Below are 22,213 nucleotides of genomic sequence, written 5' to 3'. Positions count from 1 at the left end.
TTAGTGCCCGAATCAAAATATTGATTCGGGCTTAATACTAGTCTCCTAGTTTAGGAAGCACTAATTCTACTTCACTATGTGGTCTAGGAATTACATGAACAGAAACTAATTCTCCTACTCTATCAGCTGCTGCAGCACCAGCATCAGTAGCTGCTTTAACTGCTCCAACATCTCCTCTAACCATTACTGTAACTAAACCTCCACCTACATGAACCTTTCCTATAAGTGTTACATTTGCTGCCTTTACCATAGCATCTGCTGCTTCAATAGAACCTACTAATCCTTTTGTTTCAATCATTCCAAGTGCATTCATATTTGCCATTTATATTCCTCCTTTTCGAATTTTTTATTTTTTAATATTTTTTAATTCTTCTATAACCATCTTGCATATTGCTTCTATATCTAATTTATCTATAGATTTATCTTCTTCCGGTTTTATATCTAAATCATCAACTTCGTATGCCATTCTTCTAATATTAATCAAATGTTCTGGTCCAACATTATCTGATGTAGCACTTCCTCCAACAGCTCCACAGCCAAGAGTTAAAGCTGGTGCAAGTCCTGTACTAAGTCCTATGGCTCCTTGAGTAGAAGGAGTATTTACCAAAAGTCTTGATACAGGTTTTTTAAGAGCAAATTCTCTTATAATCTCTTCATTGTTTGAATGTATAACCATTGTATGACCTAATCCTCCATTTTCCAGAAGTTTATAGCAAAGTTCACACCCTTCAATCCAATCTTCAACTGTATAAAAGGCAAGCAATTGTGTCAATTTTTCCTTAGAAAATGGATATTCTTTACCTACACCTTTTTCCTCACAAATTAAGACTTTAACACCATCTGGAATAGTTATTCCTGCCATAGCTGCAATATCTTTGGCAGATTTCCCAACAATCTTTGGATTCATACCTCCACTTGGTGTTTCCATTATCTTAACTACTCTATCTATCTCTTCACCTTTTAAAAAATATCCTCCTTGTTTTTCAAATTCATCTTTGACTTTATCAGCTATACATCTTTCTGTAACTACAGCTTGTTCAGATGCACAAACTGTTCCATTATCAAAAGTTTTACTTGCTAAAATTTTGCTGATAGATTTTTTGACATCTGCACTTCTTTCGATAAATGCAGGTACATTTCCAGGTCCAACTCCTAAAGCAGGAGTTCCAGAACTGTATGCAGCCTTAACCATTGCTGTCCCGCCAGTTGCCAATATCAAGGACACATCTTCATGCTTCATTAATTCATTAGTTCCTTCAATAGTCGGTATTGACATGCAGCTTATAAGTCCTTCTGGTGCACCCATTCCAGCAGCAGCCTTTTTTAATACTTCAACTGTCTTTAATGTACACTTCAAAGCCCTTGGATGCGGACTAAATATTATTGCATTTCCAGATTTAAGTGCAATAAGTGCTTTGTATATAGCTGTTGAAGTAGGATTTGTTGATGGTATTAATGCTGCAATCACTCCAACCGGTGTTCCTATCTCAACTATTTTTCTATCTTTATCTTCATTAATTATTCCAATCGTTTTCATATCCTTGATATGTTCATATAGCTTTTCACTGGCTACAATGTTCTTTGTCATCTTATCCTGCCATATACCAAAACCTGTTTCTTCAACTGCCATCTTTGCTAAATTCTCAGCTTCTGCTCGTGCTGCCATAGATAACTGCTTTACTATTTCATTAATCAATTCTGTACTAAACTTAGCAAATTCTTTTTGAGCTTTTTTTGCTTCTTTTACCAAGAATCTTACTTCTTGTATAGAACGTAAATCTCTATCTTTTATATCCACCTATTCCTCCTCCTTCCTAAAAGCATTAGTTAATGCTTTTATTAACTCTCTTTTCTTAGCAAATTTTATTCGGCTCTTTTCTATTGATATTCCATCTACACGTCTAGCAATTTTTCTTAAGTCAACTACTTTCATTCTAATTAGCTCATTTTCATCCCCTATATTAATAAGTTTGCCTTCATAATCAATAACAAATTGCTCACTTTCTTTTAAACTATTACTTTTTTTAGATTCATCTATTATATAAGTTTCTGCTTTCCTTCCTCTTTTATCTCCATCATCAATTTCATTTTGAACCCTCAAATTTATCTCTTTATTTCTTTTAGGTCTATATATTATTTTTTCTAGTCCTTCTCCCATTCTCTCAATAACATCTACAGATATAACTTTACCTACTCTATCAGCTGCTACAGCTCCAGCATCTATAGATGTCATTACTGCACTAACTTCTCCACATATTTTAACAGTTACAAGTCCGCCTCTCACAAATTCTAAGCCAATCAGCTTTACATCTGCCGCCTTTAAACATACATCTACAGCTTCAACTGCACCAATATATCCATAGGTTTCTAATAAACCTAAGGCTTTTCTAAACATCTCTTCACCAGCACATATCAGTATGTAGTTGGATTATCTGCAACAAATTTAACAGCTTCTGCAAAAGCATCACAAGCAGCCTTACATGCTGACTGACTTCCTGTTAATAGTCCTCCACCAAAATTCGTTTCTGAAGGTGGACCAAAGAATTGAACTAATTTCACATCTGCTGCTTTTAAAGCAGCATCTAAAGCATACATAGATTCTATTGGTGGTGCAATAAGATAAGCTATTGCTTGACCTTCTGGTATTCCCGCTAGTTTAGATAAAAAAGAACCTGTTCTCGAAATACAGTGTGCATAATAGGCTATAGAATCATCATCATTTGCACTGTAAAAACAAGCATCATTCTCTATAAAATCTATTGCTGCACTTAATCCACTTTTCACTTCTGCTGGATTTGGTCCTGATAAAATACCTATAAATTCACCTGCCAGCTTAGTATTTGCATTAGCAGCTCCACCATAAAACGATTTTGCATAGACAACTTTGACATCTGCTTTTTTTGTAGCTTCATCAAGTGCAGTATAGCCTACATCGTCACAATCTGTTGTTATCATTCCTATACTTTTATGTCCTTCTGGCAATTCTAATTTTTCAGCCATATCATAATCTACATTTGGTATAAGCTTTACACTCAATACAGTTGTACGTAATGGGTCATTTTTCATTTAATATCACCCTCCAATCTTATAACTTAAGCTCTAATCCGCTTGCCTTCTGCTCAAGTATCTTCTTAATAACATCAGCTATATGAGCACCTGCTTCAACTGCTGGAATTCCACCCTTGTGTATATTAGAAACCACTGTCCTATTTGATTCAGGTATTCCCACTTTGGCATTATAAACCATATAACAGCTCATACTTTCTCCTGTTGCAAGTCCGGGTCTTTCTCCAATTAGAACTACCGTTACCTCAGCACCTAATATTTCAGAAACAGCATCCATAGCTGGAACTCTACCATGTTTTACAAAGAAAGGTGTACCAACATCTATTCCATATCCCTTTAATCCTTGAATAATAGCTAAATAAGTATCTTTTGCATTTGCTTCTATTGCCGTAGAACTCAATCCATCTGATATATATATTTGTACTTTAGGATTGTTTTTGCATTTTTCTTGAATTAACTTTTTAGTTTCTTCATCAAATCTCCTCCCGAGGTCCGGTCTAGTCAAATATTCATCTTTATCTTTACACATTGTCGATACTGAAAAGAGGTTCATTTCCTCTAAAAATTCTTCTGAAACATAGGTGAAAACTGCATCTTGAGCAACCGCATGGTCTGCTCTAAATCTCAATAAAGTTTCAGTTTTATATCTTGGCCCGGCTCTCCATATACCAACTCTAGCCGGAGTAGCTTCTTTTAACATTAAATACCTTTCCTTATTTTGTGGATTTGGAACTAATAATTGTTTTCTTATATCTACTGCAGTAATATCAGGAACTTCTTCATCTTTGCAATAAGGCTCATTACAATTATTAATACTGTGATTTTTAAATTCTGCATTATCATTTAATGTCATTTCTTTTAATACTTGTTCAATAATATTCTTTATTTCTTTTTCAGAAATCACATTCTTACCCCCTCGATATTCTATTTCATGAATATTGATGCATCACCAGCTCTTTTACTTAATTTGCCATCTTCATAAATTCCCATCTTTTCAAGCCAATCTTCAAATTCTTTGATTGGTCTTTTATTAGTTAACTGCCTTAACGTTGCTCCCTCATGGTATCCAGTACATTGATAGTTGAGCATTATATCATCACCTGCAGGAATACCCATAAAATAGTTGCATCCAGCAGTAGTTAATAAAACTGCCAAATTTTCAATATCGTTTTGATCTGCTTTCATATGATTTGTATAACAAGCATCTACTCCCATTGGAATACCAGTCAATTTACCCATAAAATGATCTTCTAATCCTGCCCTAATAACCTGTTTACTGTCATATAGATACTCCGGTCCTATAAATCCAACAACGGTATTAACTAAAAATGGTGCAAATTTTTTAGCAAAACCATAGCATCTAGCTTCAAGAGTTACTTGATCTACTCCATGATGTGCTTCAGATGACAGTTCTGAACCCTGACCTGTTTCAAAGTACATGACATTTGGTCCTGTAGATGTCCCCTCTTTGAGAATTAATTCTCTAGCTTCTTCCAACAAAGCTGCAGTAACACCAAAAGCTTTATTAGCTTTTTCTGTTCCTGCAATACTTTGAAATATCATATCTGCTGGTGCACCTTTCCTTATAGCATCCATTTGAGTAGTAACATGTCCTAAAACACAATTTTGTGTAGGTATTTCCCACTTCCTTTTAAATTCTTCAAACATTTTTAAAACATTGAATACATTATCAACAGTATCATTTACTGGATTAAGGCCTATAACTGCATCACCTATTCCATAACTTAAACCTTCCATCACAGAAACTATAATGCCATCTAAATCATCAGTAGTATGATTTGGCTGCAATCTAAATGATAAAGTCCCTTGTAGTCCGATAGTAGTATTACAATGAGCTGTTACACGTATCTTACTGGCTCCATAAATCAAATCTAAATTCGACATTATCTTAGCAACGGCTGCTACCATCTCACTAGTTAAACCTCTACTTATCCTCCTAATATCTGCTCCTGTAGTTTCATCACTCAATATCCACTCTCTTAACTCGGAAATAGTCCAATTTTTTATTTCGTTATATATTTTTTCATTTACACCATCTTGGATAATTCTAGTTACCTCATCTTCTTCATATGGAACTACTGGATTATTTCTTAAATCTCCTAGTGTAAAATTACTAAGCACCTCTTTGGCAGCAATCATTTCTGTTACAGATTCAGCTGCTATACCTGCTAACTTATCTCCAGATTTTTCTTCATTTGCCTTTGCTAAAACTTCCTTCACATCTTTAAATTGATAAACAGTTCCAAAGAGCTTCGTTTTAAGTCTCATTTTTTCTCCCCTTTCTAATACTAGTAGCTAAACAGCAAAGTCTTTACTATTACAGGAACTACCTTTCCATTGGCAATTGAATTGCCAATATCTATATAGTCTCCATTTTCCACTTTTACCGAATCTATACATACTACATCTTTCTTATATCCTAGCTGTGCTTTTAATGTTTGCCCTAAGACTTTTGCAATATCATTTTCAACAATGACAATTAACGGCAAATTACGCTCAAGAATTTCATTCATACCTTCTATGATGCACTTTGATAATTCCTGTATCGTTTCAAAGCTGACATTTTTCACCCCCTTAATAGCTAATGCTACTTGCTGTTTTTCATTTTCTAACTTGAACCACTTTAATTTATTGGCAATCGCACCTGCTAGCTTTCTTAAAGGCAGTTTTTCATCTTCATCAGAAAGCTTTAATATTGGTATATTTTTCAATGGCAAAACTCTTTCGTCAAATGTTATAGTACTTCCGCTAATATCTGTTGTATGAGAACCTGCACCAACCACTGTTGCTCTAATAGTTTCAACAGACTTTATCATATTTTTTTTCCTAACTAAATTTGATTTTTTTATTGTCTGTCCAAGTATGATTCCAATATCTCCATATTCAAATAAATCAATCCTATCCGCACCATATATGCAGCCGGCAACTCCTCCAGAAAAGGAAATATAATCTATATCATAATTTCTTCTCAAATCGTGATTTGTGAGCATTAAATTAAGCTCTGGTGATTTAGCTTTAATCCCTATAACTTCTTCAAGAATTTCTACCATCCTCACTGCTAATTTATTTAACTCCTGCAATGTCAATCTCTTTCCTTCAAAAATATTTAAACCTATACTCTGTGCTAATAATTTTAATTTTGAAGATACATAAATCACTTCTAAAGTATCCTTATTCAATCTAATCAGTCTACCTCCAATATCAAGACAAGCTGTATCTATCGCTTCTCCATTTTTAAAAACGGCTATATTTGTTGTACCACCACCTATATCTAAATTTACAACACTAACTCCTCTTTCTTTTGATATTTGAGCAGCTCCTGCTCCCTTCCCAGCAATAATTCCTTCTAAATCAGGTCCTGCTGTAGCTACAACAAAATCTCCTGCAAAGCTGCTTAAAATATCTAAAACTTCTCTAGCATTTTCTTTCCTTGCAGTTTCACCTGTTATAATTACTGCCCCTGTATTAACATCTTTAGGTCTAATACCTGCTTTTGCATATTCTCTCTCTATTATTTTTCTAATTTCTATACCATCTATTTTTTTTAATGACCTAAGCGGAGTAAAATATATATCACTTTTATAGATAATTTTTTTATCAATAATTTTGATTCTAGGTACAGAACCTATTGAAGCTGTATTTTCAACTGTTATTCTGCTAAAAACCAGCTGAGTTGTTGAAGTTCCAATGTCTATACCCACGCTCAAAATATCCTCTTTCAATCCTGTACCTCCTTCCCTAAACAAAAGAGGCCAAAAGGACATTTATATAAATCTCCTTCTGGCCTCTTTGCCTTTCAAAACACATCTTTGTGCTTTAATTTTTAATTTTTAAAATCAAACATTACTTTAGTTCCTTTAGAATTCGACTGAATATTTATTTGTCCATGTAATTTATCCTTTACTATACTTTTAACAATATTAAAACCTAAACTCCCCGGTCTAGTAGATTTTATGTCAAATCCAACACCATTATCAATTATAGAAATATTTGAATACATACTTCCTTTTTGAATATTTACTTCTATTATTCCTTCATTTCTTCCAACAAACGCATATTGAAGTGAATTCTGTATAAGTTCATTGACTACAAGAGCTATAGAAGAAGCTTTATCCGAATCAATGTTAAGATTGTCTCCAGTTATTTCAATCCTTACTCTAGTATTTTTAGGTATGCTATAATCTATAACTTTATTTTTAATTCTTGAAAGAATTGTCTTTATATCTACATCATCTACACCCTTTTGAGCTAATATTTCATGTGTTACAGCTATACTTAAAATTCTGCTTATACTCTCATTAAATGCAATTTTTGCAGTTTCATTATCTACACGTCTAGATTGCAGTCTAAGCAAACTGGCTATCGTTTGTAAATTATTTTTTACTCTATGATGAATTTCCTTTATCGCTACAGACTTTAAAATCAATTCTTTTTCCTTTGCCTTTACGTCGGAAATATCCCTTATAACCATAATCACACCTACTACTTCTATATTCCTCTGCTTCATTACAGCATATTTTACCTTTAAAGTCAATTCACTTATATATACCTCTGAACTGCTAATAAAATTCTGAGATTTTATCTCACTAAATCTTTTCCCATCTAAAACTAAATTGTTAAAATGTATTCCTATCAAATCATCTATATAACCTAATTTTCTATAAAGATTCTTTGCAACTGGATTTGCATATGTCGATATTCCATTGCTATTAAATATAATTATGCCATCTGTAATATGGTAATGTATTGGATTACCAGTATCTGAAAATGTCTGAAGTGCTTCTGTGAGTTTTTCAGCAGTTTCACTTAAAATCTCCATATTCTTCTTTTCATTTATACTCTTTGTTATGTCAATTTCTGCTATCAATACTCCTATAACATCTCCTAAATCATTTCTAATTGGTACTACATTTTGCTTTACAGATTTATTTTCTTGAGTAATAGCTCTTAAATCTCTAGTAGGCATCCCTATTTCTAAAGTTCTCAAAACTGCTGGTTCATTTTTTCTCAGTGCAAATTCACCAACAACTGATTGTTGATACATTGAAGGAAAATTACATGGTTTTGCTTCTGCCACCACAATTGCCACATCTGGGTCCTTAGTCATACAATCAATAAATATATCAGCCTGTAATAAATCAGCAATCAAAGGTAAATTATTTGCTATATTTTCTAATTTTTTAATATCTTTATCAGTTAAATAAGTATGGACTTTACATAATTTATAAATCATGAAGATTACCCCTATATAAAAATTTTATTTTAAAACCTATATAAAATTAACCATTTATTATAATAGCATCTGCTATGTCTTTCATAGCACAACGTTTATCCATACTTAATTTCCTGATTTTATTATATGCATCTTCTTCAGTTAATCCATATTTTTTCATCAAAATTCCCTTGGCTCTTTCAACTACTTTTCTAGCTCTCAATCGCTCCTCAGTCTTAATAATTTTTTCTTGTATTTTTCTAAATTCATTTCCCTTTGCAATTGCTATTTCAATAGTAGCAATAAGTGATTTTTCATCAATCGGTTTAACAATATATCCCATAACTCCTGCATCTTTTGCCTCATCTATAAATTCCTTTCCACTATAAGCCGTTATAAGTACTACACTACATGGTAAATTTTCTTGTGCTATTATTTTTGATGCTTTAAGACCACTCAATAAAGGCATTTTAACATCCATAAGAACTAAATCTGGTTTTAACTTTCTACACAACTCTACTGCATCAAATCCATCAGAAGCTTCTCCTACAACATCGTAGCCAGCCTCTTTTAACAGTTCTGAAAAATCCATTCTAGTAATAGGCTCATCATCGGCTATTACTATTCTTTTTTTCATTTTCCCCCTCCTTATATTAATAAAAAATATCTTTAAAATTAAAATAATTTATTCCCGATATAAATATTTTTTTATATTTTCTATTCCATACCCCTTAATAGAACTGATTTTAAATACCTTGCTCACTCCGGCACTATGTAGACATTTTTCAGCATATTTGATATTACCCTCTTTACAATCTATTTTAGTAATAATACCTATTACTTCTTTATTAAACATAGACACAAAATTAGGAGGAAAAATACAACTACAATCAGTACAATCTTGAACCAATCCTATGACATCACAGTCAAAGGAAGATATTATTAGAGCATTATAAAATCTTCTGTTTTCTATATACTCCCCGGGCGTATCTAAAATGTTATTATGATATTCTATCGTTTGAGTTTTTTTATACTTTATCAAACTTTTATTTAATACTTGTATAAGAGTAGTCTTTCCACTATGTGTTCGTCCTATCAATATCATCTTCTTCAATTCAATACACTCCTAAGATTTTGTCAAATTTGCAGGAGCAAATGCTAAAACGTTTGTCAATAAATTTAACACTTCCCTTAATGCCAATTCTACACTAGATACATCCCCCACTATAACAAGCGACCCACTAAATCTATCTAAAAATCCTATCTTTACTCCAGCTGCTTTAGTCGCAACATCTGCTGCTATTATTGCTGCTTCACTAGGAGTAATAGTCAATATACCTATAGCTTCATTGTATTCGTCACAATCATCAGAAATTCCAAGTTTTTTATAAATACTTTTTTGAGGATTTGCTATTAAATGAGCTAATGTAACTTGTTTACCAGGTACATACTCTTGAATAACTCTTTGTTTTTCACTTTTCGTCATATAATATCAACCTTTCAAAATAACAAATACATTTTAAATTGCAAGCCTTATCAATTTTATAATTTATAATAAATTGTAAAACATTATAAATATACAAACCTCTATGTTAAACAAAATTACAATGTAAAAATCAAAAAAGCTTGCTAAGGAAAATAAATTACTTTCCCTGCAAGCTTCATTGCTCTCTAATTTGTACCTCATTGTACAAATACTATTTTTTATTTTATTGTAACATATTTATTACAATAATGCAATATCATATTTTACTTCAAATGAGCATAAAATTTTAATGAGTATTTATTATTTTTATAATATTATCTTCTGTCCTACTCCTTTTTCTGCTGCCTTACTGTATATTACATTTGCAACTACCAAATCAAATAATGCCATACCTACTGATTTAAATAAAGTAGTATCTGATTTTATATCATTGTCTTTTAATAACTTCCCAAAAGTTTTAATCTGCTCTCTTTTTATCCAATTCTTCTCAAGCGGAATAACTAAATCTCCAGATTCCTCAGCAGCAAAATCTGTATCTATATATACCTCATCTAAAAGTTTAAATAAAGCCTCTGGAAATTCCCTCATATTTGGTTTATAAGAACCTATTCCAATGAAATGTTTCCCTTTCAACAGTTTTTCATCATCAGGTAAAACAGGTTTTTCTGAAGTAGTTGTAGTAATAATTATTTCAGACTTTTCTACAAGTTCTCTAGTATTATTTACAATATTTATTTCTACATCAGTCAATTTTTCTAATAATTTTTCTTTAAAAGAAATAAGTTTGTCCTCAAATATATCATATATGTAAATTTTCTTTATATCTCTAACTTTTGCAGCAAATAGCAGTTGATAAAATCCTTGAACTCCAGCTCCAACTAATCCTACTGACTGACAATCTTCTTTCGCAGTATGTTTAATACCTACACCACCCACGGCTCCAGTTCTAAAAGCAGTCAGACTTGCTCCGTCAATCAATGCAATAGGTTTTCCAGTCTCTACATCATTAAGCAGCATAAGCCCTTGAATTACCGGCACATTTTTATCAGTATTCTTTGGAAATACAGTTAATACTTTTGTTCCTATTATATCCTCGGTAAAACACGGCATATATAAAAATGTATTTTCTCTATAATGCAAATGAATTCTATCCGGCATTTGAAAACTTTTCTGCTCATATATCCTAAAAGCTAATTCAATACTATCTATTAATTCATCAAATGAAACGAGATTAAAAATGTCTTTTTTACTTAAATATAACATACTCCTCACTTCCTAGTTTAATAATCTTGAGCAATCTCCCTTAAAGTATTGATTAAATTATTTAACTCTTGAATTAAAGCAAAAATTTGTTCAATATCGGAAACATGTTCTTTTAAAATTAATTGCTTATATTAAAAATAATTAATTTTACTTAAAACCCATTTTCTTTAATCTCTTTATTCTCTTATAATCATCTATTTTTTCTCTAATATAAGGAAAAATAATTGAATATACAATTAAAAAAAGCGGAATTATAAACAATAATTTTTTAACTATTTCTTTATACGACTGAATCACTGCCGTCTTTGGCTTATCCTTTATATAGGCAATCGTTACATTTTCTCCAATTGAATATGCTCCTGTACCAGTAACAATCCTTTCTATACCATCTTTATCATAAAATTTTATAGTTGAAATGTGAGTTTTTGTTCTTCCTGTTCCTTTTTCTTCAACTGAAACAACTATTCCACTAGTTCTTACCGCATTAGGATTTAAAATTACTATAAATTCAAATATAAAAGAACTAAAAAACGAAAAAAATATACTTCCTATAATTACAAAACAAATAAGTACAGGTATTTTATCCACAATTTTCTTATGCCATCTAATCCCTCTAAATCTCAAATATCTGTCTATTTTAGGATAAACATATTTAATAAAAAAGATTATTATAGCAATAATTAAAATTCTCATACGGTTCTCCTTTTTAGTTAAATATCTTATAAAAACTTTTTTTAATATTTATTGTACTATGTATTTATAAATTTTCTGTATTTTAATTATATTTCATATTTTAATACATGTAATACTTTTTTTCTACATCTATATTCTTAATTTTATCTTAACTTTTTATCGTTTATTTCTATAGAGCAACATACAAAGGTACGGTTCTTGTGTGTTAAAATTTGTCATAGAATAAATAAAAAATTATAGCATAAAAGAACCGTCTCCCTATTTTATAATATTATGATAACATATATAATTATAAAAAAGATTTTTTTTAAAAATATCTTTAAAATAAGGAATAAAATTATTATTATGGATAAATGTAAAAAATATGGATATAAGTTCTCATGGAAAGAAAGAGTAGCTTTTCTTTTTTCAAAAATTAAATGTCTACAATGTAGTACTTTGTATAAGTTGACAATTATATCAATTATATTGTTTTTTATTGTTGCACTTATTATAACAAATAGCTTAAATTATTTTTTACCTAACATTAGCACATTAAAATTCATTGTATGTTCAATTATATGTTTTGGTTTAATAGCACCCCTTATTTGAAAATTAAAAAAATCCATTAGCCTTAAAAATTTTTATAACAATAAAAGTCCCTAAAGCTCTTTATTTACTTTAGAGACTCATTGTTTATTTTAAAATCAAAGATATTTCTTGCTATAGATATACATATTATCAACTTATTCTCTTATACTCAAAATTTTTAATGCATTTCAATAGCTTAATGCACATTTCCTGATACACATCTTCATTAAACATTCCACAAATATAACTTCTCTTTCTTAAATCTTTATCAAAAAATTGTATTAACCTATACATATCTTTTTTATTCCCCTTTTTAGCCCCAATAAATAAAGTTTTTAAATCAAAATAGTTATCCCCCATTGTATCATCTCCTTAGCTATTTTTTGAAAAAATTTCTATCATATGCACAAGAGTCTGATTTAATTCATCTAGTCTTCTCTCTATTCGAATAAGTAAAAATGCCGCAACTGCTATTGGAAAACCTGTTTGACTTAAAATATTGATAAATGTATCTTCCACTATTTCACCTCTTTCTCTAAGCAACATCTTAATTTTTTAAAAGCCCGCCCTTTGATTTTATTAATATACTGCTTACTAACATTAAATTCTCGAGCTATTTCTGCTCCATTTTTTTCCTCTACAAACAGTTTATATAAAATATATGCTTCTCTATCATTTAAACTTTCCATTGCTTTTAATAATTCTCTATTTTCTATATAATCTCTTATATCTGTACTATAATTTGAAATTTCTTTCACTACATCCGAAGAATTATCTGCTATTATATCTACAAAATTTATATCATTTTCATTTGCTAATGGAGCATCTAATATTAATATTTCTGTATCTCTATTTTCTGCAAACTTTTTATAAAATTCTTTACTGCTAAAAAACAATGTCTTTTTTATATAACTTATTAAATATTTATCAAATTCTTCTTGAGTATTATTTTTTATAATCACATAATCCCTCCTTCATCTAAATAGTTTTTTTAATTTTACTACATATTTTTTATTTTGTCAAACATATGTTCGTGTTATTAGTGATATATTAAAAAATTCATAAAATCTTAAATTTCTTTAATATATATAGATGTCAAAAAATCACAAAAAGTAAACCAATGCATATAAAAATTTTCTGTATACATTGGTTTACTTTTTTAACATTTTTATCATCTATGTATAATGTAAGGTAAAAGGTAATACTTATAATAAACATAAAGGTCATAATACATATTTTTTAAGCTCTATAAGAATAATAACGATTAAAAAAAGTTAGTAAAAAAATGAATCTTAATGATTAAAACCATTAAGATTCATTTTTTTATTTTTAAATATACTCGTGTATTATTTCTGCAAGTTTTTCATATTGCTCTCTACTAACATGTATTTTCCCTTTAATAACTGTAATCAAATTATCTTCCTTCAATTTTTTTATAGCTCTATAAACTGTTCTTAAACTTACTCCAAGTTCATCAGCAATATACTGTCTTTTTTTATTTATAATTCCAGTCTTTCCCTCTTTTATATCTTCTTCAACAGAACGTATTATAAAAGAAGCCAATGAATATATAGAAGAATTCATGAAAACTTCACCGTTTTTACACACTGTTGGATAAAATTTCTTTGCAAGCATTTTAGCCATTTCCATTGTAAAATCTATACTGCTCTCAAACCACTTAATAAAATCTTCTTTTGATATTCTAAGTGCTATACTGTGTGTTACAGCTTCAACAGTAGCAGCTATTTTTTTCTCCTTTGCCAATATTTCTAAAGCTCCAATAATTTCAGTAGAATCTATATAAGCAAACCCATATACCGTTCCATTAGGAAATTCATTAATTACCCTTAGTGTACCTGAATAAAGTAAGTAAACACAATTTACTTCTTCATCTTTTTTAAGCAATATATCTGTTGGAAAAAACTCTTTTAAAACAGCTCTTTGTTTTACATCTTCAGGCATAGTTTTTAGAAGTTTTTGTAAATATGGGTTTTCTTTTATAATTTTTTCTACTGACATACTTATCCCTCATCAATAAATTTTTATTATCTCATCAATAAAAACAAATATAAGTTTTATATTAAAATTTTCATTATGATTCTGTACTTTATTATAACATTAATTTTGTATTTATATCATTAGAAAATAAAATTAAATTACAATTATTTTTATTTTCTTTATATTAAAATTCCTGCTATAGTAGCCGTCATAAATGCTGCTAAACTTCCACCTATTAATGCTTTAAATCCAAGTTTAGCTATATCTGAACGTCTTTCAGGAGCTAATGAACCAATACCACCTACTTGAATTCCTATTGAACTAAAGTTAGCAAATCCACAAAGAGCATAAGTCAGTATAACTATAGTTCTCTTACTAATTTCATGATTCTTTATAAGTTCTGAAAGATTAGCATAAGCAAAGAACTCATTTATAACAATCTTTTGACCTAATAAATTTCCTGCTGCAATAGCATCTTTAAGAGGTATACCCATTATATAAGCTAAAGGTGCAAATAATCTACCCAATATCCACTCTAAACTTAAATAATCCATACCTATTAAACTGCCAAACCAAGCTATGATAGAATTTAACAATGCCACTAATGCTATAAATGATAAAAGCATAGCACCTACATTTAAAGCCAACTTTAAACCTTCAGTAGTTCCTCTTGCTGCTGCATCTATTATGTTTGCATCTATTTCATCTAAATGAACTTTGACTTTTCCCTTTGTTACTGGAGTTTCAGTCTCAGGAACCATTATTTTAGCTATAATTAAACTTGCAGGAGCTGACATTATACTTGCTGCTATTAAATGTCCTGCTTCAACTCCCATAGAAACATAACCTGCCATTACTCCACCTGCAACAGTAGCCATACCTCCTGTCATAATAGTCAATAATTCAGATTTAGTCATTGTCTTAATAAAAGGTTTAATTACAAGTGGAGCTTCAGTTTGTCCAACAAAAATATTTGCAGCTGCAGATAAAGACTCTGCACCACTTGTTCCCAATAATTTTGCCATAATCTTTGCTAAAACAGTTATAACCTTTTCCATTATTCCTAAATGATACAAAACAGTCATTAATGCTGAAAAGAAAATAATTGTAGGCAGTATCTGTAATGCAAATATAAATCCAAAGCTTTCTACATTAAGCATATTTCCAAATAAAAATGATGTACCTTCTTTTGTAAAATCTAACAACTTAGTTACTAAATCATTTAAAACACTAAAAGCCATTTGACCAGGCTTCCACTTTAAAATAAGAAGTCCAAATACTAACTGCATTCCTATACCAATACCAACTAACTTCCAGTCAACTGATTTTTTATTATCTGACATTAGATAAGCTATCAAAACCATTATCCCTAGTCCTAATACACTTATCAATTTTTCCATAATTTCTCAACACCTTCCTCTAAATTTATACAATAGGAAGGAAACGTTTTCGCATAAATTGAAGTATAACAAACATTTCTACAAATTTCAACATTTTTTGTCGAAATTTTTATTTGGAAAATATTATATCAATCTAGCCTCAAATAAAAGTGCCACCTGTCATTTTTTTTTACTTAACTATCTGCTAATCTTGTTTAAGAAACTTACAATCTTGACAAGTTTTATATTTTTAAAAAAAGGAAACGTTTTCGCATAATATAACTCAAATCTATGTATTCTATTTATAATGTAATATAATTATTATATGATACAATTATTATTTCCTAACTATTAAAAACTATGAGGGAGGATACCTATGAACTATCAACAAAAACTAAAAGAATCTGCTAAATATATTTCAGACAGAACTAAATTCAAACCTGAAATAGGTCTTATTCTTGGTTCTGGACTTGGCTCAATTGGAAATCAAATTGAAGATGCAGAATATTATCCATATGATGAAATTCCAAATTTTCCAGTTTCAACAGTAGAAGGCCACGCAGGAAGATTAGTTATTGGAAAACTTGAAGGAAAACAAGTAATTGCAATGCAAGGAAGATTCCATTTTTACGAAGGTTATCATATGAAAGAAGTTACTTTTCCTGTTCGTGTAATGAAATTACTAGGTATTAAAACTTTAATAGTAACTAATGCAGCAGGTGCTGTTAATACTTCATATACTCCAGGAGATTTAATGCTTATTAAAGACCATTTAAATTTAGCTGGTAATAATCCTTTAATTGGCAAAAATTTAGATGAATTCGGTCCTCGTTTTCCAGACATGTCTAATGCATATGATTTAGATTTAAGAAAAAAAGTAAAAGAAATCGCAAAATCTTTAAATATAAATCTTCAAGAAGGAGTATATGCTTGCATGACAGGTCCATCTTATGAAACACCTGCAGAAATCAGAATGCTCAGAACTTTAGGAGCAGATGCAGTTGGTATGTCTACCGTTCCAGAAGTATTAGTAGCTGTTCACAGTGGACTTAAAGTAATAGGTGTTTCTTGTATGACAAACATGGCAGCTGGTATATTAGAGCAGCCTTTAGACCACAGCGAAGTAATGGAAACTTCTGCAAAGGCTAGAGAAAAATTCATTACTTTAATGAAAAATGTTATTAAAAGCATATAATAAAATATTTCTTTACTAAATGCCGGACATGGAGGTGAAACTAATTGAATATATTAATCAAAAATGCTTCTGTACTATTTTTTACTGAAGAAAATGGCTATATAGAAGAAACAAGTATAGGCATTGAAAAAGGTATTATTAAACACATTGGAAAAATTCCCAATGATTTTAATTATGAAAAAGTTATAGATGGAAAAGATAAACTTGCTATGCCTGGCTTAATAAATACACATACCCATTTACCTATGTCATTACTTAGAAATTATGCAGACGATATGCCACTTTGGAAATGGCTTACAGAAAAAGTATGGCCTATTGAAAATAAACTTACTAAGGAAGATATTTATTGGGGAACTATGCTCAGTATAGCAGAATTAATCATGTCCGGTGTTACTTGCTTTAATGATATGTACACCTTTGCAGATACTATAGCAAAAGCAACAGCAAGTACTAAAATCAGAGGAAATATATCCCATACGCTATTTGATAAAACTAGAAATGATAACTTGAATTTTAAAACTACAAGGTCATTATATGAAAAATGGCATAAATCTAATAATGACAGAATCAGAATATTTATAGGTCCTCATGCACCATATACGTGTTCAGAAGATTATTTGAAAGTAATTACAAATTTAGCAAAAGAATTAGAAACAGGTATTCACATACACTTAAGTGAAAGTTTACAAGAAATCGAACATATATCAAAAACTTATGGTAAAACCCCTGTAAAACTTTTAGATGATATCGGTTTATTTGACGTAAGAACTTTAGCTGCTCACTGCGTTCATTTAACTGAAGAAGATTTAGACATTTTGATGAAAAAAAATGTTCATGTTCTATACAATCCTACAAGTAATTTAAAACTAGCTAATGGCTTTGCCCCTATTGATAAAATGATTAAAAGAAAAATAAACATATCCTTAGGAACAGATGGCTCTTGCAGCAATAACAATCTAAATATGTTTGAAGAAATAAATCTAGCTGCTATTTTAAATAAAGGTATTACTAAAGATAGTACATTAATCCCTGCAATAGAAGCTGTAAAAATGGCTACCATAAATGGTGCAAAAGCCCTTGGAATAGATGATAAAGTTGGTTCAATTGAAATTGGTAAATGTGCAGATATTATTCTATTAGACTTAAATAAACCTCATCTGTATCCAAAATATAATCTAATATCATCTATAGTTTACTCTGCTCAATCTTCTGATGTAGATACAGTTATAGTAGATGGAAATATACTTATGGAAAATCGTAAACTTACAACTATTGATTTAGAAGAAGTTATAAAACATGTTAAACTATCTTCAAAAAGATTAATAAAACAAATGCATTAAAAGTTATTTAAAGGAGTTGAAATAAAATAATGAAACTCACACTAATTGCTCTAATTACAGGTATTATTACAGGAAGCGTTTTTACACTTGCAAAACTTCCTCTACCTGCACCTCCAACAATAGCAGGTATTGCAGGAATAGTTGGAATTTTTATAGGTTCAAAATTAGCTGAACAAATAGTTAAACTTTTTTCATAAAATAGAGGATGCGTTTAATGCATCCTCTATTTTATTCCTTTATATTAATTTATGTAAAATTTCTTATAATTTTCTAACTTCATTAATAATTTTTTTAGAAATTCTTTTATCTATATTTTTGATAGTCTTATAATAATCTTTTTTATTTTTAAATTCTAATTCTTTATCAAACAAAATCATTTCAAGCTTATTTCTCACTTGATTTACTACTTCTAATCTTTCTTTTTCAATTAAATTTTTATTTAAAAATGCTATTATCATACTTAAGCTATTAATTACCTTATCTTTATCAAATTCTTTTTTCAAGCTATTATAAAAATCCATATTTTTCGTCTTTAAATCTTTATTTTCTTTACTTAAACTTTCATCTAATATTTTTTTAGTATAACCAATAATGCATTTTTCACTGCTACATTTGCCACATGTCTTTTCACCCAAACATATATCTTCAATACTATTTCTTATATGATGATAATATTCATATAATGTAAGAGCTGCTTCTTCATATGCTGTAATCTTTCCTTGTTTATGCTCTTTAAACATTTTCATTAATAAAATAAAAACTACAGCTCCAATTATAACTAAAAATATAAATATATTAACAGGTGTTAGATATTTTTGAGGTAAAGTATAATAAAGCTTAAATAAACCAAAAGTTAAAAATATTACAGATGATAATATCTTTATTCCTACTTCAGGAATCATATTACCTATTCTGCTGCCAATAAATATTCCTATTCCACTAGTAACTACCATACCTAGTACAGTTCCCATTAAAATAAATATAGGAAAAACTGCATCTACAGACAAAGTTATAGCTGTTAATTGTGTTTTATCTCCAAGTTCTCCAATAAAAAATGCCATAGCCACTGTCATTACAGGTCCATATTTTCTTGTATTATTTTCTTCTATATCATCATTTTCTTCATATTTTAATGATAGCAAACCAAAAAAAATAAATGTAAATCCTGCAACTATTTGAACAATATCCAAAGGAACAACTGAAGATAAATAAGTTCCTAATGTTATTGCAATCCCATGATTTAATAGACATCCTAAAAAAACACCAATAAGAACTTCCTTTACAGTAAATTGTGTTGCAAAAGCCATAGCTAATACTTGAGTCTTGTCCCCCATTTCAGCACTTAAAATGAGAAAAAAAGATTTTAAAAATTCCTTTATCACTTTATTTCCTCCTCGTACAAAATAAAAAACTTATTTATTTACTCATCTAAATAAAGCAAAATATTTTTTTATATTTTATTCTTTATCATAAAAATCTAAAAATGAATACTTTTTTCCACCTTTTTCCCATCCTAAAATAGCATCCATATTAACATTTTGTGCTGCACTAAAAATTGATTTATCTACATTTTTAAAATTTGTTTTTAATTTCTTTATAAGTTCCTTCATTTCATAACGTTTACTTGATATTTTTTTCGCCGCTACCATACAAGCACAATCAATAGGCAATATCCCACTTATTTGAATAAACCTCTCAATATGTTCTTCACGAATAAAATACATAGGTCTAATCAATTCTATATTTTCAAAATTTGTAGATTTTAATTTTGGAAGCATTGTTTTAAAATTTCCAGAATAAAATATATTTAACAATGTAGTTTCAATAACATCATTAAAATGATGTCCAAGAGCTAACTTATTACATCCAAGTTCCTTAGCTTTTGAATAAAGTGCTCCTCGACGCATTTTTGCACACATATAACAAGGATTTTCTTTTGCTATGTCATCTATTATTCTAAAGATACCAGATTCAAAAATCTTTATAGGTATATTTAAATACTTACAATTATCTATTAAAAGTTTCTTAATATTTTCATTATATCCGGGATCCATAACTATAAATTCCAATTCAATATTCATCTTACCGTATCGTTTTAACTCTTGAAAAAGCTTTGCCATAAGTATACTATCTTTTCCCCCAGAAATTGCAACTGCTATTTTATCTCCATTTTTTACTAGACTATACTCATCTATTGCTTTTACAAATTGTTTCCAAATCTTTTTTCTAAATCCTTTAACTATTAATCTTTCTATTTCTTCAAGTGGTTTTCTTTCACTAAATGGTATTAATACTTTACATATACTTCCAACAGTATTATTTTTCTCTTCTGATAAACTTCTTTTCATATACTACACCTCACAGTCACTCTCAGAATATTATAGCATTATTTATATTATTTGTATTAACAATTATTTTCTCCATAAAAAATAGGTCTTTTTTCAAGACCAAATTAAAACAAAATAAATCTTTTTAAAATTTTCATTTCATAACTTTATCTATATCTTCAACTATGTAACCATCAAGCAAATTATCTTTTGCCATACTTTTTAATATTTTTATACCCTCATTATGAGTTAATTTTTCTCTATAAGGTCTATCTTCTGTCAAAGCTTGATAAACATCTAAACAAGCCATTAATCTGGAATTAAAATCCAATTCCTTTTCAGTTAATCCATATGGATACCCAGAACCATTTAATTTTTCATGATGATTTGAAGCCCACTCTGTTATTTCTCTAAAACCTTCTATCTGCCTTAAAGTTATTCTCGTATAATAAGGATGTTTTTGAATTATTTCAAATTCCTCACGAGTCAATTTACCAGGCTTATCTAAAATAGAAGTGTTAACTGCCAACTTTCCTAAATCATGTAAATCTGCAGCAATCATCAATTTCATTTTTTCATCGCTATTTTTCCCATAATAATCTGCCATAATTGACACCTTTTCGGTTAAACCTCTAGAATGTCTTAGCGTAAATTTTGATTTTGAGTCTATTATATTTGAAAATACATCTGTAATTTGCTTTATCTCTTTCCAAGTCAAATCAACTGTTCTCTTAGGAACATACTCATGCAGAGCATAATCTATAAACTCATCTCTCATATTTAACCAAAAAGAAATATTCTTGCTAACATCTAAAAAAGTATCCACAATAATAGGTGAAAACAATATTCCTTTATTTAAACTTATAAATTTATAAATCTTTTCTATATCCTTGGTAGAAGATTTTTTTAAGTTAAAACTATTTTCCAAAGTATCTCCAAAATGTATTATTTGAGACATTAATGGTATCTCGTTATTTCTCAATCCAAAAAAACCCGTTCCAGAATAAGTTTCATGATGATATTTTATAACACCTGTAACATCTGTTAAAAATGGATATGCTTTTAAATTTTTTTCTCCTATTATACAGTGATTTTTACGACTTTCTAAATAATACCTATGAATAGTTTTGCTATCAACTAAATTTAAATTTTCATCTAATAAATTTTGAGAAGCACCATTATCATGTAATATTGATAAAGATACCAAATCAAAAACTTCTTCTTCAGTTAAATTTAAAGCTTTGCCTATAACTGCAGACATATAAGCTACTCTTTTGGAATGATTTGTAGAAACTCCAAGTATATCCATTTCAACGAAATCTAAAGCATAAGATACAGAAAACAAAAATTTATTTAAATTAAACTTCATTTTCATTCTCCTATTCAAATATAATTTGTTCAACAAAAAATAATGAAAATTGTTTTCATTAATCTATTATTAAATTACCATATTTAAATGATTTAGTAAATTATTTTTAATTTAAAATCTATTAAAAAACAAAATCCCCTAAAGAATTTAAAAATTCTTCAGAGGATTTATATTCTAACCGGCAACGACCTACTCTCCCAGGCGGTCTCCCACCAAGTACCATCGGCGCTGAAGGGCTTAACTTCTGTGTTCGGTATGGGAACAGGTGTATCCCCTTCGCTATAGTCACCGGAC

General features: G+C 29.4%; 24 protein-coding genes and 1 rRNA gene. 3 read left to right on the top strand and 22 right to left on the bottom strand.

All coding sequences use genetic code 11. The features are described from left to right. Nucleotides 1-37 precede the first annotated feature (37 nt). The 18 genes from eutM to BUA90_RS09290 all read right to left on the bottom strand — a co-directional run bounded on the left by eutM (nucleotide 38) and on the right by BUA90_RS09290 (nucleotide 15,709). On the bottom strand, nucleotides 38-322 hold the full coding sequence (eutM, locus tag BUA90_RS09375; RefSeq protein WP_072967971.1) for an ethanolamine utilization microcompartment protein EutM: 285 nt from the start codon (nucleotides 320-322) through the stop codon (nucleotides 38-40). Between the two features lie 24 nt (nucleotides 323-346). Continuing rightward, the gene (locus BUA90_RS09370) at nucleotides 347-1,798 is read right to left on the bottom strand and encodes an acetaldehyde dehydrogenase (acetylating) (protein ID WP_094756835.1); all 1,452 of its coding nucleotides are present in this window, start codon (nucleotides 1,796-1,798) and stop codon (nucleotides 347-349) included. Further along, nucleotides 1,799-2,395, bottom strand: a complete 597-nt coding sequence (locus tag BUA90_RS09365; RefSeq protein WP_072967969.1) for a BMC domain-containing protein — start codon at nucleotides 2,393-2,395, stop codon at nucleotides 1,799-1,801. It abuts the gene before it with no gap. A gap of 17 nt (nucleotides 2,396-2,412) precedes the next feature. Next, nucleotides 2,413-3,066, bottom strand: a complete 654-nt coding sequence (gene eutL, locus BUA90_RS09360) for an ethanolamine utilization microcompartment protein EutL (protein ID WP_072967967.1) — start codon at nucleotides 3,064-3,066, stop codon at nucleotides 2,413-2,415. A 19-nt stretch (nucleotides 3,067-3,085) separates the two neighbouring features. After that, a complete protein-coding gene (gene eutC, locus BUA90_RS09355; RefSeq protein ID WP_072967965.1) occupies nucleotides 3,086-3,970 on the bottom strand; it encodes an ethanolamine ammonia-lyase subunit EutC in 885 nt (294 codons plus the stop codon). A 20-nt stretch (nucleotides 3,971-3,990) separates the two neighbouring features. After that, nucleotides 3,991-5,355 carry an ethanolamine ammonia-lyase subunit EutB gene (locus BUA90_RS09350; RefSeq protein WP_072967963.1) on the bottom strand — a complete coding sequence of 455 codons (1,365 nt, stop codon included), beginning with the start codon at nucleotides 5,353-5,355 and terminating at the stop codon, nucleotides 3,991-3,993. A gap of 20 nt (nucleotides 5,356-5,375) precedes the next feature. After that, the gene (gene eutA, locus BUA90_RS09345) at nucleotides 5,376-6,809 is read right to left on the bottom strand and encodes an ethanolamine ammonia-lyase reactivating factor EutA (RefSeq protein WP_072968063.1); all 1,434 of its coding nucleotides are present in this window, start codon (nucleotides 6,807-6,809) and stop codon (nucleotides 5,376-5,378) included. A 101-nt stretch (nucleotides 6,810-6,910) separates the two neighbouring features. After that, entirely contained in the window at nucleotides 6,911-8,320 is a 1,410-nt protein-coding gene (locus tag BUA90_RS09340) for a sensor histidine kinase (protein WP_072967961.1), read from the bottom strand. A gap of 46 nt (nucleotides 8,321-8,366) precedes the next feature. Then, nucleotides 8,367-8,936: an ANTAR domain-containing response regulator gene (locus BUA90_RS09335; protein ID WP_072967959.1), complete on the bottom strand. Its 570-nt coding sequence runs from the start codon at nucleotides 8,934-8,936 to the stop codon at nucleotides 8,367-8,369. Between the two features lie 48 nt (nucleotides 8,937-8,984). Continuing rightward, a complete protein-coding gene (locus BUA90_RS09330; protein WP_330390723.1) occupies nucleotides 8,985-9,404 on the bottom strand; it encodes a EutP/PduV family microcompartment system protein in 420 nt (139 codons plus the stop codon). Nucleotides 9,405-9,425: 21 nt separating this feature from the next. Further along, on the bottom strand, nucleotides 9,426-9,785 hold the full coding sequence (gene eutS, locus BUA90_RS09325) for an ethanolamine utilization microcompartment protein EutS (protein WP_072967955.1): 360 nt from the start codon (nucleotides 9,783-9,785) through the stop codon (nucleotides 9,426-9,428). 306 nt (nucleotides 9,786-10,091) lie between these two features. Beyond that, complete coding sequence (locus tag BUA90_RS09320) at nucleotides 10,092-11,048, bottom strand: ornithine cyclodeaminase family protein (protein WP_072967951.1); 957 nt, start codon at nucleotides 11,046-11,048, stop codon at nucleotides 10,092-10,094. A 147-nt stretch (nucleotides 11,049-11,195) separates the two neighbouring features. Continuing rightward, nucleotides 11,196-11,741: a DUF3592 domain-containing protein gene (locus BUA90_RS09315; RefSeq protein ID WP_072967949.1), complete on the bottom strand. Its 546-nt coding sequence runs from the start codon at nucleotides 11,739-11,741 to the stop codon at nucleotides 11,196-11,198. Nucleotides 11,742-12,461: 720 nt separating this feature from the next. Continuing rightward, nucleotides 12,462-12,671 carry a helix-turn-helix domain-containing protein gene (locus BUA90_RS09310; RefSeq protein ID WP_072967946.1) on the bottom strand — a complete coding sequence of 70 codons (210 nt, stop codon included), beginning with the start codon at nucleotides 12,669-12,671 and terminating at the stop codon, nucleotides 12,462-12,464. Between the two features lie 12 nt (nucleotides 12,672-12,683). Further along, complete coding sequence (locus tag BUA90_RS12185) at nucleotides 12,684-12,830, bottom strand: YvrJ family protein (protein WP_120240089.1); 147 nt, start codon at nucleotides 12,828-12,830, stop codon at nucleotides 12,684-12,686. After that, a complete protein-coding gene (locus BUA90_RS09300; protein ID WP_072967944.1) occupies nucleotides 12,830-13,273 on the bottom strand; it encodes a sigma factor-like helix-turn-helix DNA-binding protein in 444 nt (147 codons plus the stop codon). The genes BUA90_RS12185 and BUA90_RS09300 overlap by 1 nt, the downstream gene beginning before the upstream one ends. Before the next feature lie 367 nt (nucleotides 13,274-13,640). Continuing rightward, nucleotides 13,641-14,330: a Crp/Fnr family transcriptional regulator gene (locus BUA90_RS09295; RefSeq protein ID WP_072967941.1), complete on the bottom strand. Its 690-nt coding sequence runs from the start codon at nucleotides 14,328-14,330 to the stop codon at nucleotides 13,641-13,643. A 158-nt stretch (nucleotides 14,331-14,488) separates the two neighbouring features. Beyond that, the gene (locus BUA90_RS09290) at nucleotides 14,489-15,709 is read right to left on the bottom strand and encodes a NupC/NupG family nucleoside CNT transporter (RefSeq protein ID WP_072967939.1); all 1,221 of its coding nucleotides are present in this window, start codon (nucleotides 15,707-15,709) and stop codon (nucleotides 14,489-14,491) included. A 355-nt stretch (nucleotides 15,710-16,064) separates the two neighbouring features. On the opposite strand from BUA90_RS09290, the gene BUA90_RS09285 reads away from it, so the two are divergent. The 3 genes from BUA90_RS09285 to BUA90_RS09275 are packed head-to-tail and all read left to right on the top strand — an operon-like array spanning nucleotide 16,065 to nucleotide 18,420. Next, complete coding sequence (locus tag BUA90_RS09285; RefSeq protein WP_072967936.1) at nucleotides 16,065-16,883, top strand: purine-nucleoside phosphorylase; 819 nt, start codon at nucleotides 16,065-16,067, stop codon at nucleotides 16,881-16,883. 44 nt (nucleotides 16,884-16,927) lie between these two features. After that, nucleotides 16,928-18,223 carry an amidohydrolase gene (locus BUA90_RS09280; protein WP_072967933.1) on the top strand — a complete coding sequence of 432 codons (1,296 nt, stop codon included), beginning with the start codon at nucleotides 16,928-16,930 and terminating at the stop codon, nucleotides 18,221-18,223. A 29-nt stretch (nucleotides 18,224-18,252) separates the two neighbouring features. Continuing rightward, nucleotides 18,253-18,420 carry a XapX domain-containing protein gene (locus tag BUA90_RS09275; RefSeq protein WP_072967931.1) on the top strand — a complete coding sequence of 56 codons (168 nt, stop codon included), beginning with the start codon at nucleotides 18,253-18,255 and terminating at the stop codon, nucleotides 18,418-18,420. 63 nt (nucleotides 18,421-18,483) lie between these two features. Here the strand turns inward: BUA90_RS09275 and BUA90_RS09270 are convergent, their stop codons facing one another. The 4 genes from BUA90_RS09270 to rrf all read right to left on the bottom strand — a co-directional run bounded on the left by BUA90_RS09270 (nucleotide 18,484) and on the right by rrf (nucleotide 22,212). Beyond that, nucleotides 18,484-19,605 carry a TMEM165/GDT1 family protein gene (locus BUA90_RS09270; RefSeq protein ID WP_072967929.1) on the bottom strand — a complete coding sequence of 374 codons (1,122 nt, stop codon included), beginning with the start codon at nucleotides 19,603-19,605 and terminating at the stop codon, nucleotides 18,484-18,486. 75 nt (nucleotides 19,606-19,680) lie between these two features. Beyond that, the gene (locus BUA90_RS09265) at nucleotides 19,681-20,571 is read right to left on the bottom strand and encodes a tRNA 2-thiocytidine biosynthesis TtcA family protein (protein ID WP_072967927.1); all 891 of its coding nucleotides are present in this window, start codon (nucleotides 20,569-20,571) and stop codon (nucleotides 19,681-19,683) included. A 133-nt stretch (nucleotides 20,572-20,704) separates the two neighbouring features. Next, a complete protein-coding gene (locus tag BUA90_RS09260) occupies nucleotides 20,705-21,919 on the bottom strand; it encodes an HD-GYP domain-containing protein (protein ID WP_072967924.1) in 1,215 nt (404 codons plus the stop codon). Between the two features lie 176 nt (nucleotides 21,920-22,095). Beyond that, a 5S ribosomal RNA gene (gene rrf / locus BUA90_RS09255) occupies nucleotides 22,096-22,212 on the bottom strand. Nucleotide 22,213: the final 1 nt, after the last annotated feature.

The organism is Caminicella sporogenes DSM 14501, assembly GCF_900142285.1.
Lineage (GTDB): Bacteria > Bacillota > Clostridia > Peptostreptococcales > Caminicellaceae > Caminicella > Caminicella sporogenes.
The sequence above is the reverse complement of the archived record's forward strand: the minus strand, read 5'-3'. Positions and strand labels throughout refer to the sequence as shown.